The sequence below is a fragment of the Candidatus Laterigemmans baculatus genome (assembly GCF_010367455.1).
GTDB classification, from domain to species: Bacteria; Planctomycetota; Planctomycetia; order Pirellulales; family Pirellulaceae; genus Laterigemmans; species Laterigemmans baculatus.
This window is the reverse complement of record NZ_WRPR01000062.1, coordinates 58,828-75,725: the sequence shown is the minus strand read 5'-3', so window position 1 is coordinate 75,725 and position 16,898 is coordinate 58,828. Positions and strand designations below refer to the sequence as shown.

The 16,898-nt window shown below is 66.0% G+C and carries 14 protein-coding genes; 6 read left to right on the top strand and 8 right to left on the bottom strand.

The window, feature by feature from the left end; translation table 11 throughout:
• The first annotated feature begins 97 nt into the window (after positions 1–97).
• The 6 genes from GNK13_RS12795 (at position 98) to GNK13_RS12770 (ending at position 7,948) form a co-directional block, all read left to right on the top strand.
• Positions 98–1,219 (top strand): hydrogenase subunit MbhD domain-containing protein, encoded by a 1,122-nt coding sequence (locus GNK13_RS12795; protein WP_164102922.1) that lies wholly within the window; start codon positions 98–100, stop codon positions 1,217–1,219.
• On the top strand, positions 1,216–1,743 hold the full coding sequence (locus GNK13_RS21500) for a sodium:proton antiporter (protein ID WP_203329046.1): 528 nt from the start codon (positions 1,216–1,218) through the stop codon (positions 1,741–1,743). Before GNK13_RS12795 ends, GNK13_RS21500 begins: the two co-directional genes overlap by 4 nt.
• Positions 1,728–3,368 (top strand): complex I subunit 5 family protein, encoded by a 1,641-nt coding sequence (locus tag GNK13_RS12785; RefSeq protein WP_164102921.1) that lies wholly within the window; start codon positions 1,728–1,730, stop codon positions 3,366–3,368. Before GNK13_RS21500 ends, GNK13_RS12785 begins: the two co-directional genes overlap by 16 nt.
• The gene (locus tag GNK13_RS12780; protein WP_164102920.1) at positions 3,365–4,861 is read left to right on the top strand and encodes a complex I subunit 5 family protein; all 1,497 of its coding nucleotides are present in this window, start codon (positions 3,365–3,367) and stop codon (positions 4,859–4,861) included. The genes GNK13_RS12785 and GNK13_RS12780 overlap by 4 nt, the downstream gene beginning before the upstream one ends.
• The gene (locus tag GNK13_RS12775; RefSeq protein WP_164102919.1) at positions 4,858–6,693 is read left to right on the top strand and encodes a complex I subunit 5 family protein; all 1,836 of its coding nucleotides are present in this window, start codon (positions 4,858–4,860) and stop codon (positions 6,691–6,693) included. The genes GNK13_RS12780 and GNK13_RS12775 overlap by 4 nt, the downstream gene beginning before the upstream one ends.
• 253 nt (positions 6,694–6,946) lie before the next feature.
• Positions 6,947–7,948 (top strand): c-type cytochrome domain-containing protein, encoded by a 1,002-nt coding sequence (locus tag GNK13_RS12770; protein ID WP_164102918.1) that lies wholly within the window; start codon positions 6,947–6,949, stop codon positions 7,946–7,948.
• Here the strand turns inward: GNK13_RS12770 and GNK13_RS12765 are convergent.
• The 8 genes from GNK13_RS12765 to gcvH all read right to left on the bottom strand — a co-directional run bounded on the left by GNK13_RS12765 (position 7,935) and on the right by gcvH (position 16,866).
• A complete protein-coding gene (locus tag GNK13_RS12765) occupies positions 7,935–10,340 on the bottom strand; it encodes a carboxylesterase family protein (protein WP_164102917.1) in 2,406 nt (801 codons plus the stop codon). The genes GNK13_RS12770 and GNK13_RS12765 overlap by 14 nt on opposite strands.
• A gap of 80 nt (positions 10,341–10,420) precedes the next feature.
• Positions 10,421–11,077, bottom strand: coding sequence for a hypothetical protein (locus GNK13_RS12760; protein WP_164102916.1), 657 nt, complete (start codon positions 11,075–11,077; stop codon positions 10,421–10,423).
• Positions 11,078–11,081: 4 nt separating this feature from the next.
• Complete coding sequence (locus GNK13_RS12755) at positions 11,082–11,624, bottom strand: RNA polymerase sigma factor (protein WP_203329045.1); 543 nt, start codon at positions 11,622–11,624, stop codon at positions 11,082–11,084.
• A gap of 6 nt (positions 11,625–11,630) precedes the next feature.
• A complete protein-coding gene (locus tag GNK13_RS12750) occupies positions 11,631–12,335 on the bottom strand; it encodes an FHA domain-containing protein (RefSeq protein ID WP_164102915.1) in 705 nt (234 codons plus the stop codon).
• 455 nt (positions 12,336–12,790) lie between these two features.
• Positions 12,791–13,579: a lipoate--protein ligase family protein gene (locus tag GNK13_RS12745; RefSeq protein WP_164102914.1), complete on the bottom strand. Its 789-nt coding sequence runs from the start codon at positions 13,577–13,579 to the stop codon at positions 12,791–12,793.
• Positions 13,561–15,018: an aminomethyl-transferring glycine dehydrogenase subunit GcvPB gene (gene gcvPB, locus GNK13_RS12740; RefSeq protein WP_164102913.1), complete on the bottom strand. Its 1,458-nt coding sequence runs from the start codon at positions 15,016–15,018 to the stop codon at positions 13,561–13,563. Before gcvPB ends, GNK13_RS12745 begins: the two co-directional genes overlap by 19 nt.
• Complete coding sequence (gene gcvPA / locus GNK13_RS12735; RefSeq protein WP_164102912.1) at positions 15,011–16,396, bottom strand: aminomethyl-transferring glycine dehydrogenase subunit GcvPA; 1,386 nt, start codon at positions 16,394–16,396, stop codon at positions 15,011–15,013. The genes gcvPB and gcvPA overlap by 8 nt, the downstream gene beginning before the upstream one ends.
• Before the next feature lie 74 nt (positions 16,397–16,470).
• Positions 16,471–16,866, bottom strand: a complete 396-nt coding sequence (gcvH, locus tag GNK13_RS12730; RefSeq protein ID WP_164102911.1) for a glycine cleavage system protein GcvH — start codon at positions 16,864–16,866, stop codon at positions 16,471–16,473.
• Positions 16,867–16,898: the final 32 nt, after the last annotated feature.

Genomic DNA, 16,898 nt, shown 5'->3' with positions numbered 1-16,898 from the left:
CGAATGGATGCGTGGAGGGAGGAAGACCGCGGATCGCACGGAGAACACGGATGAAGGGATCCGCAGCAAGGCTTACTCCCACCGGGAAGTCTCGACGATGAGCCCCGTGCTCTGGATCCTCGACGCCCTGTTCTGCGCCAGTTTGCTGGGGCTCGCCTGGCAGACGCTCCGCACTCGCGATTTGTTCAAAGCAATCGTGCTGTACATCGTGTTCGGTTTGATGATGGCGATGGCGTGGGCGCGGCTCGATGCGCCGGATGTTGCCCTGGTCGAAGCGGCGATCGGGGCGGGAGTCACCGGCGTCCTGCTGCTCTCGACCCTGGGCACGCTCTCGGCGGCTCGAGGGGAGGGGAGTCAGCGAGGGGGAGCGTTCGCTTCGGCAGTTCCCGTCGCGGGGCTGGTTACGGGGCTGGTCGGGTGTCTGGTCGGGGTGCTTGCAGTCGCGGTGTGGCAGCTTCCGGTCGAGTCGCCGGGATTGTCCGCAGCGGTCGAAGCGCGGCAGGAGGAATCGGGGACTTCGAATCCCGTCACCGCCGTGCTGCTGAACTTTCGCGCTTACGATACGCTGCTCGAACTCACCGTGTTGCTGCTCGCGGTGCTCGGGGCGGAAGTTTTGGCGGGCAGCGAGGCGGCGGGCAGCGAGGCGGCGGAAGGTGGAGTCGCGGCGCAGGAGACGGCCCCTCGGCAGGAGACGGGCCCACGGCAGGAGACGGGCCCACGGCAGGAGACGGGCCCACGGCAGGAGACGGGCACACGGCAGGGGCCTGACGCACAGCAGGAGCGGCCGCCGGCTGCCGATCGCGATCCGGTTCTGCGAGGCTTTGTTCGCCTGGTGGCGCCGGCGATGATCGTGGTGGCTGGATACGTGTTGTGGATTGGCGGCGAGGCGCCGGGGGGAGCGTTTCCTAGCGGCGCGGTGTTGGCGGCGATGAGCTTCCTGCTGATGCTCGCGCGAGCGGAGGAGGGACCGCGGCTTTCTCGCCGGGGCGGTCGCTGGATCCTGGTGGCCGGGTTGATCGTGTTTTGGGGAGTCGGGATTGCGATGCTCGCCGCCGAACGCCGGTTTCTCGAATATCCAGTTCCTGCAGCCAAAGGTCTTGTGTTGTTGATCGAGGCGGTCGCCGCGGTCTCGATCGCCGCCACGCTGGTCGCTCTCTATCGCGGCGGACGGTTGGTGCGGAGGCCGCGCCGCACGGTTGACTCGGAGTTCCGCTCATGACGACCGGCACGCTCTACGCGCTCTGTGGCCTGGGGCTGTTCGGGATCGGCTTGGGCGGGATCATCCTGCGGACGCACTTGCTGCACAAAATCATCGCCACCAACGTGATCAGCTCGGGGGTCTTTCTGGTCCTGGTCGCGCTGGCCGATCGAACTCGCGGCGGCCGCCCCGATCCGGTTCCCCACGCGATGGTCCTGACGGGCATCGTGGTCGCCATCAGTGCCACCGCCCTGGCCCTGGGACTTCTTCGCCGCTTCTATCGGGAGACGGGCCGCTGCCGGTTGCCCGAACCCGGGAGTCTCGCACCCGGGAGTCTCGCACCCGGGAGTCTCGAGCGCTGGAGTCCCGAACGCCGGAGTGAAGGGGGGGACGCGGAGAAGGGCAACGCGGAAAAGGGCAACGGGGAAAAGGGCAACGCGGAGAAGGGCAACGCGGAGAAGGGCAACGCGGAGAAGGGCAACGCGGAGAAGGGCAACGGAGGTGAGGCGAGCGGGGGCAAGGGGGACGGATGCCGGACCTGGTAATCGTCGCTCCGATCCTCGTCCCCTTGGTCGCCGGCGTCGTGGCCTACGTGGCGGGCCGTCTGCGAAGAGGAGTGGCGATTGCCGTCGCCGTGCTGCAGTTGCCGCTTGCCTGCGGATTGGCCTGGGAGGTGCTCCGCCGAGGGCCGCTGCACTACGAGGTGGGCGGGTGGAGCGCGCCGCTGGGAATCCAGCTCTACGCCGACGGCCTGACCGCGCTGATGATCTGCATGGCGTCGATCGTCGAATTGGCTGTGGGGGTGTATGCCCTGGGGTACTTCGAGTGGACCGAGCGGGAGTCGCAGCCATCGGACCACACGCCACCGGGGCCTTCAGCAACGGGGCCTGCCGCAACCGGGACTACCACGAGCGAGTCCGCGAAGAGGAGCCGCGGCGGCTCGTTCTGGCCCCTTTCGTTGTTGCTGGCCGGGTCGCTCAACGGGCTCTTTCTTTCGGGCGACATCTTCAATCTGTACATCAGTCTGGAGCTGCTGACCCTCGCGGCGGTGGGCTTGATCGGGTTGGCGGCGAGCCTCGATGCCTTGGCGGCGGCGCTACGGTACCTCCTGATCGCGGTGGTCGGTTCGCTGTTTTACTTGCTGGGTGTGAGCTTCTTGTACAGCCTCTACGGCACGCTCGATTGGCAGCAGCTGGCGATGCGGTTTGAGTTCGACTTTGTCAGCCGCTGTGCGATCGTGTTGCTGGTCCTCGGTCTGCTCGTCAAAGCCGCGCTTTTTCCCCTTCACTTTTGGCTTCCGGCAGCCCACGGGAGCGCCCCGTCGCCGGCCAGCGCACTTCTTTCGGGGCTGGTTCTCAAAGCGGCTTTCTTTGTGATCTTGCGGTTGTGGTTTGAGGTGTTTCCGCATCCGCGGTTGGCGCTGGCGGGGCAGTTGCTTGGTGGGCTCGGGGCGGCGGCGATTCTGTGGGGATCGTTGCAAGCGATTCGGCAGCGCCGCTTGAAGCTGTTGGTCGCCTATTCCTCGGTCGCGCAGATCGGCTACCTGTTCCTGGTCTTCGCCCTCGCCTCGGATCCCGCAGTGGCGTGGAATGCGTGGAGCGGCACGGCCTATTTCATGCTCTCCCATGCCTGTGCCAAATCGGCCGCCTTTCTCGCTGTCGGCTCGCTGCAGTTGGCCGCTCGGGGAGGAGAGATCGAAGACGTTACCGGAGCCGCCGCGGATCATCCGGTGACGGTCTACGCCTTCGCGCTGGCGGGCGTGGGTTTGATGGGGTTGCCTCCCAGCGGCGGGTTTGTCGCCAAGTGGTTGCTGCTGCGGGCGGCCCTTGAGTCGCACCAGGTGGGGTTGGCGATCGTCATGCTCGCCGGTGGCGTGCTGGCCGTCGGCTACGTTTTCCGCGTGCTGGGGCGGGCTTTTGCGGCCACCGACGGAGCGCCCCAGAGGCCGATCCCTCGGCTCATGCAGTGGACGCCGCTCGTGCTGGCGCTCGTCTCGGTTGGGCTCGGCCTGGTCGCCCTCCAGCCCCTCGAGTTGCTCCGCATCGGCGCTCCCTTCGCCCCCAGTTCCAGCGCCCAGAGCGCGGGACTCAGCGAGCAGGCGGGACTCGGCGAGCAGGCGGGACTCGGCGAGCAGGCGGGACTCGGCGAGCAGGCGGGAGCGAATCCATGAGCTGGAGCATGCTCCTGCCGTTGTTGGTCGTCGCCAGCTCGCTGGTTCCGGGCTGCCTGATCTTTCTGCTCCGAGAGGATCGAGTTCGGACCCGTTCGGTGTTGAATCTCGCCGGCGCGGTGCTGAAGGTCGTGCTGGTCGCCGCGATGGTGTGGGGCGTTTCGCAGGGAGAGACGTTCCAGCTCAGCTATCCATTGCTGCCGGGAATTTCCTTTGGGCTCAACGCGGCTCCCTTTTCGCTGCTGTTCGTGACCCTCTCGGCGGTGTTGTGGTTGTTCACCACGATCTATGCGATGGGGTACTTGAAAGGCTCGCCGCAGCGGAGCCGCTTTTTTGGCTTCTTCAGCCTTTGCGTCAGCGCCACCGCAGGCATTGCGTTGGCGGCGAACCTGCTGACGTTTCTGATTTTTTACGAGATGCTGACACTGACGACCTATCCGTTGGTGGTCCATCGCGGCACTGAGCAAGCGCTCCGCGGCGGGCGGATCTATCTTGCGTACACGGTCTTGGGCGGAGCGATCCTGTTGCTGGCGATCGCCTGGTTGCAGACGACCGCTGGAACTTTGGAGTTCGTCGAGGGAGGATTCGCCGGTTCGCTCGCGGCCCCTCAGCACGCCGCCCTCCGTTGGATTTTTGCGCTGCTGGTCGTGGGGTTTGGGATCAAGGCAGCCCTGGTTCCGCTGCACAGTTGGCTGCCCCAAGCGATGGTCGCTCCGGCCCCGGTCAGCGCGCTGCTGCACGCGGTGGCTGTGGTGAAAGCGGGCGCGTTCGGCATCGTCCGCGTCATCTACGACGTGTTCGGAGTCGAGTTCTGCATTGAGTTGGGGGTCACCCAGCCGCTAGCCATCGCAGCGGCGATCACGATCTTGTATGGGTCGCTCCGAGCGCTGTTTCAGGACAATTTGAAACGTCGCCTCGCCTTCTCCACGATCAGCCAAGTCTCCTACATCGTGTTGGGAGCCGCCGTGCTGGGGCCGACCGCCACGATCGGCGGGACGGTGCACTTGGTACATCAGGGGATCATGAAGATCACTTTGTTTTTCGCTGCCGGCAATTTGGCCGAAACGTTGGGAGTGCAGAAAGTCAGCGAGATGGATGGCGTGGGGTGGCGGATGCCGGGGACGATGGCTTCGTTCACGATTGCCGCGCTGGGCATGATCGGGTTGCCGCCGATGGCTGGGTTTATCAGCAAGTGGTATTTGGCGAGCGGCGCGCTGGAGGCCGGGCAGACGTGGGTCGTGGGGGTGTTGCTGGCCAGTTCCGCATTGAACGCCCTGTACTTTCTACCGATCCTCTACGCCGCCTGGTTTCATCCACCGCGAGCCGATTGGCCGAAGTCCGCCGACCGGGGGCGTTTTGAAACGCGGCTCACGCTGCTCCTGCCACCGATGGCGACGGCCGCGGCAACGCTCCTGGCCGGGCTGTTCGCTCAGTTGCCCTTCAGCCCCTTGGACTGGGCGCGGTTCATCGTGGCTCGGGAGTATCCGCCGTGACCTCCGTGGCGCTCCTCCTGACGGTCCTCGTTCCACTCTCCTTGGCCGCCGCGTTTGCGATCCGCAGTTGGCGGCCGGCCATCGAGCGGGTGGCCGCGGCCGCTCCGATCCCGGCGGTATGGCTGGCGGTGGTCGGCGGAGAGTCGTCGCTTGAACTGCCGAGCGTGCTCCTGGGAGCGAGCTGGGGACTGGACCCGATCGGCCGTGCGTTCCTCGGCTTCACCGCCTTCTCATGGCTCGCCTCGGGACTGTTCGCGCAAGCCTACTTCGCCCGCGGCTCGAGTCCGGTGAGCCAGCCGAGCGGGAGGCGGTTCCACTTTTTCTTTCTGCTGACGATGGCGGGCAATTTCGGCGTCGTGCTCGCAGAGGATCTGGGGAGCTTTTTGCTGTTCTTTACGCTCACCAGCTTCGCCTCCTACGGGCTGATCACGCACGACCGCAAGCCGGCCAGCCTGCATGCCGGACGGATCTACATCGTCATGGTGGTCGTCGGCGAACTGCTGATTTTTTGGGGAATTCTGCTGGCGGCTCACGAGGCGGAATCGTTCCGATTGGACGCACTGGCGGCGGGGGTGGCGGAGTCGCCGCGGAAGGATTGGATCGTCGGTTCGGTGTTGGCCGGCTTTGGGATCAAGCTGGGGGTGATGCCGTTTCACTTCTGGTTGCCGTTGGCGCATCCGGCCGCGCCGACACCGGGCAGCGCCGTGCTGAGCGGAGCGATCATCAAAACTGGGCTGCTCGGGTGGCTGCGGTTTCTCCCCTTGGGAACGGCCGCTTTGCCCGAGTGGGGAATGCTCTGCGGCGGGGTCGGGCTCGCCACGGCCATGCTCGGGGTGCTCCTCGGGCTTCCCCAACGCCATCCCAAAGCGGTCCTGGCGTACTCGAGCGTCAGTCAGATGGGGCTGCTCGCCGTGGCGATCGGTGCCGCGATGCTGGCTCCGGCGGCATGGGGAACGATCGCCACGGTTCTCTTGCTGTACGCGGCTCATCATGCGGTCGTGAAAACCGCGCTCTTTCTCGGCGTCGGTGTGGCGGCGGCTCCACTCCCGCACGTTTGGCAGCGGCGGGCGGTGCAGGGGGGCTTGATCGTTGCGGCTTTCTCACTCGCCGGCCTGCCGTTGACGAGCGGCTTCGTGGCCAAATCGGCGCTGAAGGATGCTGTCGCCGCGGCGGAAAGTTGGCAAGGTTTTTGGCTGGAGATCCTCCCGCTGACGAGCGTGCTGACGGCACTTCTGATGCTGCGATACCTTGGGCTGCTCGGGCTTCTCGAGACTCCTAGGCTGCTGAGGTCTGCGAGCGACGAATCTTGCCAGCCGCTGGCGGAGGACCGTTCACAGCCGCCGTCGCGGGACTTTGGGTGGCCGCGAACGTGGGGTCTGCTCGCGCCTTGGGGGGCGTCGGCTCTGGGGACGGTGCTGTTGTTTTTCATTTGGCGCTCGCAGCCGGTAGGCAGCTCGAAGTGGTTTGCGCTCGACGCGGTCCATCTGAGCAGCGCCCTGTGGCCGATCCTGCTGGCCTGGGCTCTGGTGATTGGCGTTCGTGTGGGGCCGCCGGTGCTGCGGTTCGGGTGGCTCCGGGGCAAGGTTCCGGCGGGCGACCTCGCTGTGCCACTGGCGACGCTCACCCGCGTGACATCGCGCGCCGGGCGACGCCAACTGCTGGCGGTTCTCGCCGCGGCGACCGCCTCGGGGCGGCGCGTGGCTCGGCGGGTTTGGCGGATTCGGGCGCGGCGGCCCTGGGAGCGGGCCGTGCGGCTGTTGGAGAGCGATTTTTCGACGGGGCTAGCGCTCGGTCTACTCGCCCTCTTGCTACTGATCCTGCTAGCGCTGTGAACGTCCGTCCGCCGTTGTGAGTGAATGGCGTGGGCCCAGGTGGTGGAAAGCGGTGGCTCGGGCGCTGATAATCAGAAGAGGCGTCCGCACGGAGTCCTCGACTTCGGGGCGTCCACCGATCTTCCTCCACGCCATTTCCTGACCTCTGCCGCTGCCGGGACCTCTGCCGCTGCGCCGGGAGAGGTGAACGGAGTGGTCCCGCCTCCTGCCCCCCCTCCAGCTTCCTTCCTCCCGACGCCTCGGTTTGCTTCCAATGGATAAAGCAGTCTGCCTGAAAGCGATCGTGCTTTTGCTTGTCGCCCTTCCCGCCCGCGGGGATGAATTGCCGGCTTCACCCGTCGACGAGGAGGGCCGGATCGTGAGCTTCGAACGCGACATCGCACCGCTGCTCGAGGCCCACTGCCTGGAATGCCACGGGGCGGAGAATCCCAAAGCCGACTTCCGCGTCGACGATCCCGAGATCTTCCTGCAGTACGTGGAGCCGGAAGATATCGAGGCGAGCACGCTGTACCTCGATTATCTGCTCTCGGAAGATCCCGACATGCTGATGCCTCCGCCGGCCCACGGCGGCCCCTTGAGCCCGGCCGACTTGGCGCTCGTCCGCGTCTGGATTGAGGAAGGGGCGGATTGGCCCGAAGGAGCGAGGGTGCAATCGGAGACGACCGAGCACGTGGAGACCGAGCACACCGAGGAGGTGGCGGTCCTGACGTCCAACGCTCCCTGGTCGGAACGGATCTGGGCCTTTCAAGGCTATTTCCACCCGGCCACCGTCCACTTTCCGATCGCGCTCCTGATCCTCGGCGGGCTGTTCGTCGTGCTCGGGATGAAGTGGGACGCCCTGGGCACGCAAGTCCCGCTCGTCTGCCTGCTGCTCGGCGCCGCCACGGCCGTGGTCTCGTGCATCATGGGGTGGTCGTTTGCCACCGAGCGAGGCTTTCCGAGCTACACCGCGGGCTTTGATGCGGAGGTCAACTCCCACCGCTGGTCGGGGATCGCCGTTGCCGTGGCTTCGGTCGTTTTGTCGGTGATCGCCGTGATCGCGGTGCGGCGGGAGAGCGTCGCGCTGAATCGCGTCTGGAAGGTCGGCTTGTTGTTGGTCGCACTCGCTGTCGGCTTGGTCGGCCACCAGGGAGGTGAGCTGACCTACGGCACCGGGTTCTATCCCAAAGCCTTCGAGCGTCTCTTCGGCGTCACCCCGGAAGAGGTCAGCGAGTCGATCCAGGAAAACCTCGAGCCCGAAGCTACGGCACGCTGACTTTGTCCCAGAAGACGTGCTGGCGATCGGCTCGCTGGCGGGCGTCTTCGAGCATCACCTGCAGTCCGCCGTCGAATTGATGCGTCGTGTTGCGGCTGCCCGAGCGGATGGTGATCGGCTGGCTGATGTCGAGGCCCATCTCCGGGGTCAGATAGACGTCGTAGCGATGGGCCGGGCCCTGGGTGATCTTGATCGCGTTACCCTCAGCGACGCGAGCTTCGACCTTGGCCGCGCGGAGGCGTTGGGCTTGGTCGTAGAGGATCGGGTTGATAGCGACGTTTTCGAGCATCTCGGGAAATTCGAGCCACCAGAAAAATTGGTCCCCTTCGCGCATCGAAACCGCTTCGATTTCCCGCGGCATCGGTGGTCGGCGATGGGAGCTGACCCGCATCCAGTCGAACAGGGTATTGATCTCTTCATAGAATCGTTCGTCGCCCCGTCCTCGGTAGAGCACGACCATCGCGTCATAGCCCGGGGCCATGTAACCATCGAGGACCGCTCCGTTGCGGATCAGCGGCGCCGGGGCACCGGCGATATCGCCGGTCAAAAAATACATCGGCAAGGTCTTGCCATTCGGTCCGTAGTGCAGCACGTACTTGCCGGCGTCGGCTCCAATCGCGATCAACCCGGCCCAGAGATCGGGATGCGCCAAACCGATGTCCCAGGCGGCCGAGCCCCCTTCGCGATGTCCCGAGAGATAGACCCGGTCGCTATCGATCGAGACCCGCCGCATCGCGTCCCGGAGCGACGCCAGCACGCGATGGTGTTCGATCGGCGTGTACTCGTAAGCCGTCTGACTCGAGCGGGACCACAGCGGAGCAATCACCACGTAGCCCTGCCGAGCCGCTTGCCCGGTTCGCATTTGCATTGCCGGATCGTACCGTCCGGCCCACCAGTCGATCTGCGCCGCGGAGGGTTCGCCGAGCGGGTGCAGCGAAACGATCGCCGGGTACTTTCGCAGCGGATGGTACTCCAGCGGCAATTGAACGGCGTACTGAACCGGTCCCCGCGAGGTCTCGACGGTCAGTTCGTAGTAACCCGGAACGCGCGTCTCGGCAGGCTCGGCCTCCGCCTCCACCGCGGAAACCGGTTCCGGGAGCGGCAGGGGAGGGGGGAGCAGGGCGAGCACTTGGGCGACGTACTGGGGCTGCCCCCCTTCGAGCTCGTTGAGTTCCTCGAGGATCGCCGTCCGCCGCTGAGGATCTTCGGTCGCGAGGTATTCGCCCACGAGCTCGCGGACGGTGATCAGCGAGCGCGCGATGGCCAAGTTCTGCAGGCCGCTCCCGGAGCCGAGCAACCAGCCCCCCAAAGCTAGCGCGACGCGGTTCTCGAGCGGCAGCGATGCATCGTCGCCGAGCCGCTCGTAGTCGCTCAGCCGCGGAAGCGTGTCGGGAGTCATCTCGGCTCGCATCGTTTCGACCCACTCGAGCAAGCCCTCACGCTGCGCGGCCGGCAACTCCTCGATCTGAGCGGCTAATTTTTTCAGCAGCTGCTCGGCCCGTCGCCCGTGGGCGAGCATTTCGTCGAGTCGGTCCTGAGCCTCGATGCGGGTCACGCGAGCCACGCCGTCGGCGGGAAAATTCTGCAGCATCGTCATCGCCAGCGAGTATTGGCCGGCGTCGCGGCGGACGAGCGCTTCGTCGAGGATCTGGCGAGCCTGCCGTTGGGTCAGCGCTTTGAGCTGCGGAGGGAGTTGCTCGGCGTCGGGGAAATCGCGAATCGTCTCCTTCAGCTCCCGCCGCGCGTCGGCAAAACGTTCCGCTTCGATGAAGAAGCTGACCACGTCCAGCCGCCGGTCGAGATCGTCGCGGGGAATCAGGTTCTCGAAGATCTCGCGGAGCTTCTCCGAGGGAAGCGAGCTCGTGCTGACGCGCATGTCCCAGTTGTAGGAGACCTTCGTCTGCAAACCGCGGATCTGCACGTAGCGGGCATTGATTTCGGTGATCCCCTGCAGGATCGACAGCGGACCGTTGGGGGTGATGATCGTGACCCACCGACGGCCGTAGGCATTGAACGGAGTCGCAGAAATCGCCGCCCCGAGCGCGGCGACTTCATTGCTGCCTCGCGAAACTTGCTGCCAGATCGGAATCCGCCGAGCCAGATCGGGGGCTTCGCTGACCTCGGCCACCATTCCCCGGTTGTAGACGAACGTCCGCTTCAGCCCATCGTCGATGACCACGACCGGAAAGGCTGCCGCCTCGGCGCCGGCTGCCGCGGCGGCGAAGGAGTTCTGGTTGAGCGAGACGATCTTCATCGTCGCCCCGCGGACGATCAAACCGTTCCGCAATCGGACTGCCGATTCCGCTCGGGCCGCCAGTGGTCCGGCCGCCGGGGCGAGCGTGAGCCAGCCGAGCAGTGCGATCAGCCAGAGGAAGCGTCGAGAAACAAACATGAGGCGACGTGCTGCGAAGGAACGGAGCGCAAGGGGGAGCGATGGCGCGAGCCCGCTATTACCAGCCTAGCTCCCAATCGCTACACCAGCCTGGGCGGAGCGACCGCGAGCCCGACATTGGCGTCCTCGGGCAACGGCGAAGGAACGCCGCTGCCGGGAATCGCCGCGCCCCCGGCCCGCGGGGTGAGCAGCTCCAAGGCGGTCTGCAAGGAATTGGTCAGCGGCCGAAAGCCCTCCGCTAGCGGATCGACCGGCTCCCACGCGGCCCGCACAACCGAACCCCACCACTCGGGCTGAGCCACCCGCGAACCGAGCTGCTCGATCGAAGCGAGCTGCGGAGTCGCGGACGGCGCGGCGGGCGTCGCCTGGCCGGCGACAGCGGCCGGCTGGCGGTCGCGGTCCCCACCGGCGAACCAGACTCCCCCGAGCAGGCTCGCCGCCAGCGTGGCGGCCAGAGCCGCGGGCCGCCAGCTCGCCGCTGGGGAATTGGCCGCTGGGGAATTGGCCGCTGGGAAGCTGGCCGCTGAAGTGGGGGGGCTGGGCGTGCGGTTGGGAGAACCGGAGGAGGATTCGAGCCGGGGCTCCGCAAAGAAGTCCTCGACGCGGAGCCAATCCTCCAGGGTCCGCTGGCACCTGTGGCACTCGGCGGCGTGCTCGAGCAGCTGCGGATCGCCCGCGGGCTCCTGGCGGAGATCGAGCAGTTCATGAAAGCGCTGGTCAAATCGTTCGCATCGCATGTCGCTACTCCGCCAGGACCTCGCGTTGCCGGAGCTGCCGGATCAAATCCACCCGCGCTCGATGAACCCACGTTTTGACGGTGCCGACTGGACACTCCATCCGCTCGGCGATTTCCGCGTAACTCAGCTCGGAGCGGTGAAAGAGGAGGAACGCCTGCCGGTGCTGGGGGCGGAGTCCCGCGAGGGCGACGTGGACCTCTTCCTCGAGTTGTTCCGCTTGCCGCTCCGCCTCGGTGGCATCGCTCGCTGGCTCGGCGGCAGCCAACAGCGGGAGCGTCAACCGTCGCCGCGAGAGCAGCGTGCGGCAGCGATTCCCGGCGATCGCCAGCAACCACGGCTCGATCGGCCGCCCCGCGTCCCAGCCGCGGAGATGGCGGGCCACCCGCGTGAAGGTCTCCTGCGTCGCATCCTCGGCATCCTGGCGATGCCCGAGCATTCGAAAGCAGAGCCGAAACACGCGGTCCTGGTACCGCCCGACCAGTTGGGCGAAGGCCGACGGATCGTCATCGAGGTAGCGGCGGACGAGGAACGGGGTCGAGTCGCTCACGGAGAATCACCCGCGTCCGCCGAAGAAGCGTTTTAGCGCCGCATCGGCCGCTTGTCGCGAATCGGCCGTGTCGGCGGTCGGCTTCCGCTTGGGAAGTTTCCCCACCGGGCGTTTCTCGGGGCGTTTGAAACCGCCACTGCTCGGTTCGTCCTTCGAGTCTTCGTCGAGCGCTATTTCCTGGCTGTCGCTCGAAGGCTGGTCGCTGGTGGCTTGGCCGCCGTGCGTCTCGTCCAATTTCAGCTGCCGCGTGTCGGGGTCGCTGGTCTTGCGGACGCGGTCGATCTGATCCGCCTCGTCCAGCCACGAGCTGATGTCGACATCCTCAAAGCGGCTGTCGGTCGCCCCTTCCACCGTCCGCGTCGCGGCGTCCTTGACGTCCCGCACCTGCGGCTTCTTGGGGCCTCCGATGGGGACCTTGATGACGATCTCGAATTCCAGCTTCCCGACTTTCAGGATGTCCCCCGGCTTGAGCACTTTGGCTCGATCCGGAGGCAAGCGTTTGTCGTTGACGATCGTCCCGTTGCGGCTTTTCAAATCCTGCACCAGAACCCGACCGTCGCGGACGGCCAGGACGCAGTGTCGTCGGCTGATGGAATCGCTCTTGGGGCGGAGTTGGCAATCGTCGCCACGACCGATCAGAAACTTTTCCGAGGCGATCGCGATCTCTTTTCCTGCATGACTTCCCGTCACCACTTTCAGAAAAACCTGCATGCCACACCTAGTTCCTTGTTTTGCGTACCTACCAGGAACCGCGCCGCAGTCGTCGAGGGCCGGGGCTCTCGAGCGAGGGCTGAGCACCGTTCGTCCACATGCCCGAGTTCAGGCGATACCCGAGTTCAGGCGATACCCGAGTTCAGGCGATACCCGAGTTCAGGCGATACCCGAGTTCAGGCTCCCGGCGGGAAAAAATAAAAACGCCGGGCCGTTACAACTCCGCCCGCCGGGGGCTTACGCAAATTTCGCCCCCCGCAGACCTACCGCAAGGAATGACTGAAAAGCATCGAATGAATAAGGAGCGATTTTTTTCGCCGTATCTATTCTAACCGCAGGGAAGCCGCAGGGTGTTACTCGGGGGTGCGAATATTTTCCCGATTTGCCTAGATTGGTGAGTTCAATCCGCCGCCACGCTTCTTGCGCCCGGCGAATCAACCGGGCTCGCCAAGGTGTCAGCGCCGCAGGTTCCAGCTGTCGGCAGCGAATCGTTCGGCGACGATTTCGGCTGCCCGGTCGCGGGCTCGGGCGGAAAGAGGAAGTGCATTCCAAACTGCCGAGAGCTCCTGCCCGGCGTGGTGGGCGATCCGCGAGGCCAGGGCATCGAACGCGAGGTTGGCGGAGCTCAGTTGGCGGATTCCCGGCAGTTGGGGAGCGAGTCGGCTGGCCGAGAGCAGCACGCTGCCGTGCTGGAGGACCGCGGCGGCAGCCCGCCGCTGGGCGCTGCCGGCGATCTTGTAGCCGGCCAGGATCAGGTCCTCGTCGGTGCGGCGCTGAAAGCAGAGGAACGGCTCGGCCCCACCTGGCGGCCCCTCTGGCAGCGGGGCGGCCGAATCGGCAAACCGCTGGACCCGCACGCCAAAATCGGCTAGCGCCGCGGTGATCGAGCGGTGCATCGAGTCGTAGACCGTGCGGACCTCGGCGCTGGCCCGGTCGCGGATCGGCACGCAGAGGCTGTAGGTGAGTTCGACGTCATGCAGGATCGCTCCGCCGCCGGTCGCGCGGCGAACGAGTGCCGCCGAACCGCTTTCCCGGTGCTCGCTCCGCGCCTCGGCCCGCTGGAAATAGCCGAGCGAGAGCGTCGGCTCGTCCCAAGCGTAGAAGCGGAGCGTCGCCGGGCCTCCGCCGTCGACCTCTTCGAGCAATGCCTGGTCGACCGCCATGTTCCAGTCGCCCGGGGCGGGGGAATCGACGATCAGGCGCCCCTCGATCCTGCCCCCCTGCGTCATGACTCGGGGGTCCACCGCATGATCGGCTTCCGCGCCGCCTGGACTTCGTCGGGGCGGCTGATGCGAGTCGAGTGCGGCGCCTCGTGGACCAGATCCTGGGCTTCGTCGGTGATCCGGAACAGAGCTTCCGCGAATGCGTCGAGCGTCTCCTTGCTCTCGGTCTCGGTCGGCTCGACCATCACCGACTCGGGCACGATCATCGGGAAGTATACCGTGGGCGCGTGGAAGCCGTAATCGAGCAGCCGTTTCGCAAGGTCCATCGCCGTCAGTCCCCGCTCCTTCTTCAGCCGCGAGGCCGAGGCGACGAACTCGTGCATGCAGAATTCGCCGAATGGGACATCGAGGATGTGCTGGACGCGGCTCCGCAGGTAGTTTGCTCCGAGGATCGCGTCCTCGCTGACCCGCCGCAGCCCTTCGCCGCCGTGCGAGCGGATGTAGAAGTAAGCCCGCAGCAGCACGCCCACGTTGCCAAAGAAGCTCCGCACCCGGCCGATCGAGAGCGGCCGGTCGTAATCGAGGCGGTAGGCGTCGTCTTCTTTGACCACGACCGGTGCGGGGAGGAACTCGGTCAGAAAATCGCGAACGCAGATCGGGCCTGCGCCGGGGCCGCCCCCGCCGTGTGGACCGCTGAACGTCTTGTGGGGATTGAAGTGCATCAAGTCGGCGCCGAAATCGCCTGGCCGAGCGATCCCCAGGATCGCGTTCATGTTCGCTCCGTCGAGATAGATCAATCCGCCCTGGTCGTGGACCGCGCGGGTGATCTCGAGGATCTGCGAGTCGAATAGGCCGAGCGTGTTGGGGTTGGTCAGCATGAACACGCCGGTGCGGCGGTCGAGCTGCCGTTTGAGGTCCTCCAGATCGACCAGTCCCTGCCGGTTGCTCTTGACCGTGTTCGTTTGCATCCCCGCCATCCGGGCGCTGGCCGGGTTGGTCCCGTGGGCCGAGTCGGCGGTCAGGACCACCGGGCGGTCTTCCCCTTGGCGGCGGAAGTAGGCGGCTGCGACCATCAGCGCCGCCAACTCGCCGTGAGCCCCGGCGGCAGGCTGCAACGAGACGCCCGGCAGCCCGCTGATCTCGGCCAACATCTGCTGCAGCTCGAACAGCATCTGCAGCAGACCCTGGATGCTCGCGTCCTCCTGCAGCGGATGCACGTCGACCAACCCGGAGAGCGACGCCAGCCGCTCGTTCCGCTTCGGGTTGTACTTCATCGTGCACGAACCGAGCGGATAGAAATGCGTGTCGACGCTCATGTTCAGCGTGGACAGGTTGGTAAAGTGCCGGACCACGTCCCCTTCGGCCAGCTCCGGGAGGGGCGGCGGGGCGTCGGCCAGGGCCTCGCTCGGCAGCAGGCTCTCGAGCGGTTCGGCGGGAACGTCGAGCGGCGGCAAGCGATGGGCGCGACGCCCGGGACGCGAGAGTTCGAACAGCAGCTTGGTGTGTTGTTGATTACGCACCGGCGGCGACTCCGGAAGCTGAGGCCAGGGAACGGGGGGCCGAGGAGAGGGTCGAGACGAGCGAATCGATTTCGCTCCGCGTCCGCCGCTCGGTCACGGCGACAAGAAAACAATCGGCCAGCTCCGGATACCAACGCTCCAGCGGGACGCCAGCCAAAAATCCTGCTTCGGTCGCATGCCGCAGCGCTCCAGCCACGTCTCCGGAGGTGTCGCGGACGACGAACTCCTTGAACGTCGCCGACTCGTGCAGGACTTCAAACCGCTCGCTGGCGGCGAATTGGCGGCGGGCGTAAGCCGCTTTCTGCAGGCACTGCTCGGCCGTCTCGCGGAGTCCCTCGGGCCCGAGCAAGGCGAGGTGGATCGTCGACCGCAGGGCGAGCAGCGTTTGGTTTGAACAGATGTTGCTGGTCGCCTTCTCGCGGCGAATGTGCTGCTCGCGCGTCTGCAGCGTGAGCACCCAACACCGCTTGCCGCGGCGGTCGGTGGTCTGTCCGGCGATCCGCCCGGGGAGCCGGCGGACCAGTTCTTGGCGACAGGCCATGATTCCCAAGTACGGACCGCCGAAAGCGAGCGGATTGCCGATCCCTTGCCCTTCGGCGACGGCGATGTCGGCACCGAGTTCGCCCGGCCGCCGCAGGACCCCGAGGCTGACCGGGTCGAAGACCTGGATCAGCAGCGCTCCGGCAGCGTGAGCCGCCTCGGCGATCTGCTCGACTTGCTCGAGCCGCCCAAAGAAGTTCGGGTGCTGGATCAAGACGCACGACGTCTGCTCGTCGATCCGCGAAATCAGATCCGCCGCGGTGCCGTCGGGGCCGACCTCGGCCGTGACCACTTCGGCGTCGATCTCCTCGAGGTAGGTCGCCAGCGCCTGGCGGTACTCGGGGTGGACCGTGCCGGCGGTCACCACCCGCGAGCGGTCGGAGGTGATCGCCAGCGCCATCAGGACTGCTTCGACCGCCGCCGATCCGCCGTCGTAGAGGCTGGCATTGGAGACGTCGAGCCCGGTCAGCTGGGCGACCAGCGTCTCGTACTCGAACATCACCTGCAGATTGCCTTGGCTGACTTCGGCCTGGTAGGGCGTGTAGGAGGTGTAGAACTCACCCCGCGAGGCGATCGCGTCGACCGCCGCCGGGACGAAGTGGTCGTAGGCGCCGCCGCCGAGAAAACAGACGTGCGAGGCGGGCGAGAGATTCGCCGCCGCCAACCGCCGGACTTCCCGCTCGAGCTCGATCTCGCTCGCGGCCGGGCCGAGTTCGAGCGGGCGGTTCATCCGCACCTCGGCGGGAACCTGAGCGTCGATGATCGCCTCGACCGAATCGGCACCGATCGCCGCGAGCATCTGCCGGCGGTCTTCGTCGGTGTGAAAAAAATAAGCCATGGGTTCCAATATGCAGAGACGTGAATCGATTCGCCCACGAGACCGTGCGCCGCTGTCGCTTAGCCCGCTGTCGCTTAGCCCTCGGCGGCGCACTGTTTTTGATAAGCCGCGTGGTCCATCAGCTTGCCGAGCGCCGCGTCGTCGTCGAGGCGAACTTTGATGACCCAGCCGCTGCCGTACGGATCTTCGCCGAGCCGCTCGAGGTGATCGGGCAGCTCGCTGTTGACCGCCACGATCTCGCCATCGACCGGACTGTACAAAGGACTGACCGCTTTGACCGACTCGACTTCACCGAACTCCTCACCGGAGGAGACTTTTTTTCCCGCCTCCGGAAGGTCCATGTAGACCAGGTCGTTCAGCTGCTCGACCGCGAACGCGCTGATCCCCACCGTGGCGACCTTCTGGCCCTCTTCCTCGGCGACGTGCACCCACTCGTGCGACTCCGCATACAGCAGCTCTTCAGGTTTCATCGGTCGGTTCTCCGGGAAAGAGAGGTAGCAGG

What these genes read in the sequence shown, in the direction of transcription:
- GNK13_RS12795 (WP_164102922.1), top strand. Translation starts at nt 98, where the DNA reads ATGAGCCCCGTGCTCTGGATCCTCGACGCCCTGTTCTGCGCCAGTTTG.
- GNK13_RS21500 (WP_203329046.1), top strand. Translation starts at nt 1,216, where the DNA reads ATGACGACCGGCACGCTCTACGCGCTCTGTGGCCTGGGGCTGTTCGGG.
- GNK13_RS12785 (WP_164102921.1), top strand. Translation starts at nt 1,728, where the DNA reads ATGCCGGACCTGGTAATCGTCGCTCCGATCCTCGTCCCCTTGGTCGCC.
- GNK13_RS12780 (WP_164102920.1), top strand. Translation starts at nt 3,365, where the DNA reads ATGAGCTGGAGCATGCTCCTGCCGTTGTTGGTCGTCGCCAGCTCGCTG.
- GNK13_RS12770 (WP_164102918.1), top strand. Translation starts at nt 6,947, where the DNA reads ATGGATAAAGCAGTCTGCCTGAAAGCGATCGTGCTTTTGCTTGTCGCC.
- GNK13_RS12765 (WP_164102917.1), bottom strand. Translation starts at nt 10,340, where the DNA reads ATGTTTGTTTCTCGACGCTTCCTCTGGCTGATCGCACTGCTCGGCTGG.
- GNK13_RS12760 (WP_164102916.1), bottom strand. Translation starts at nt 11,077, where the DNA reads ATGCGATGCGAACGATTTGACCAGCGCTTTCATGAACTGCTCGATCTC.
- GNK13_RS12750 (WP_164102915.1), bottom strand. Translation starts at nt 12,335, where the DNA reads ATGCAGGTTTTTCTGAAAGTGGTGACGGGAAGTCATGCAGGAAAAGAG.
- gcvPA (WP_164102912.1), bottom strand. Translation starts at nt 16,396, where the DNA reads ATGGCTTATTTTTTTCACACCGACGAAGACCGCCGGCAGATGCTCGCG.
- gcvH (WP_164102911.1), bottom strand. Translation starts at nt 16,866, where the DNA reads ATGAAACCTGAAGAGCTGCTGTATGCGGAGTCGCACGAGTGGGTGCAC.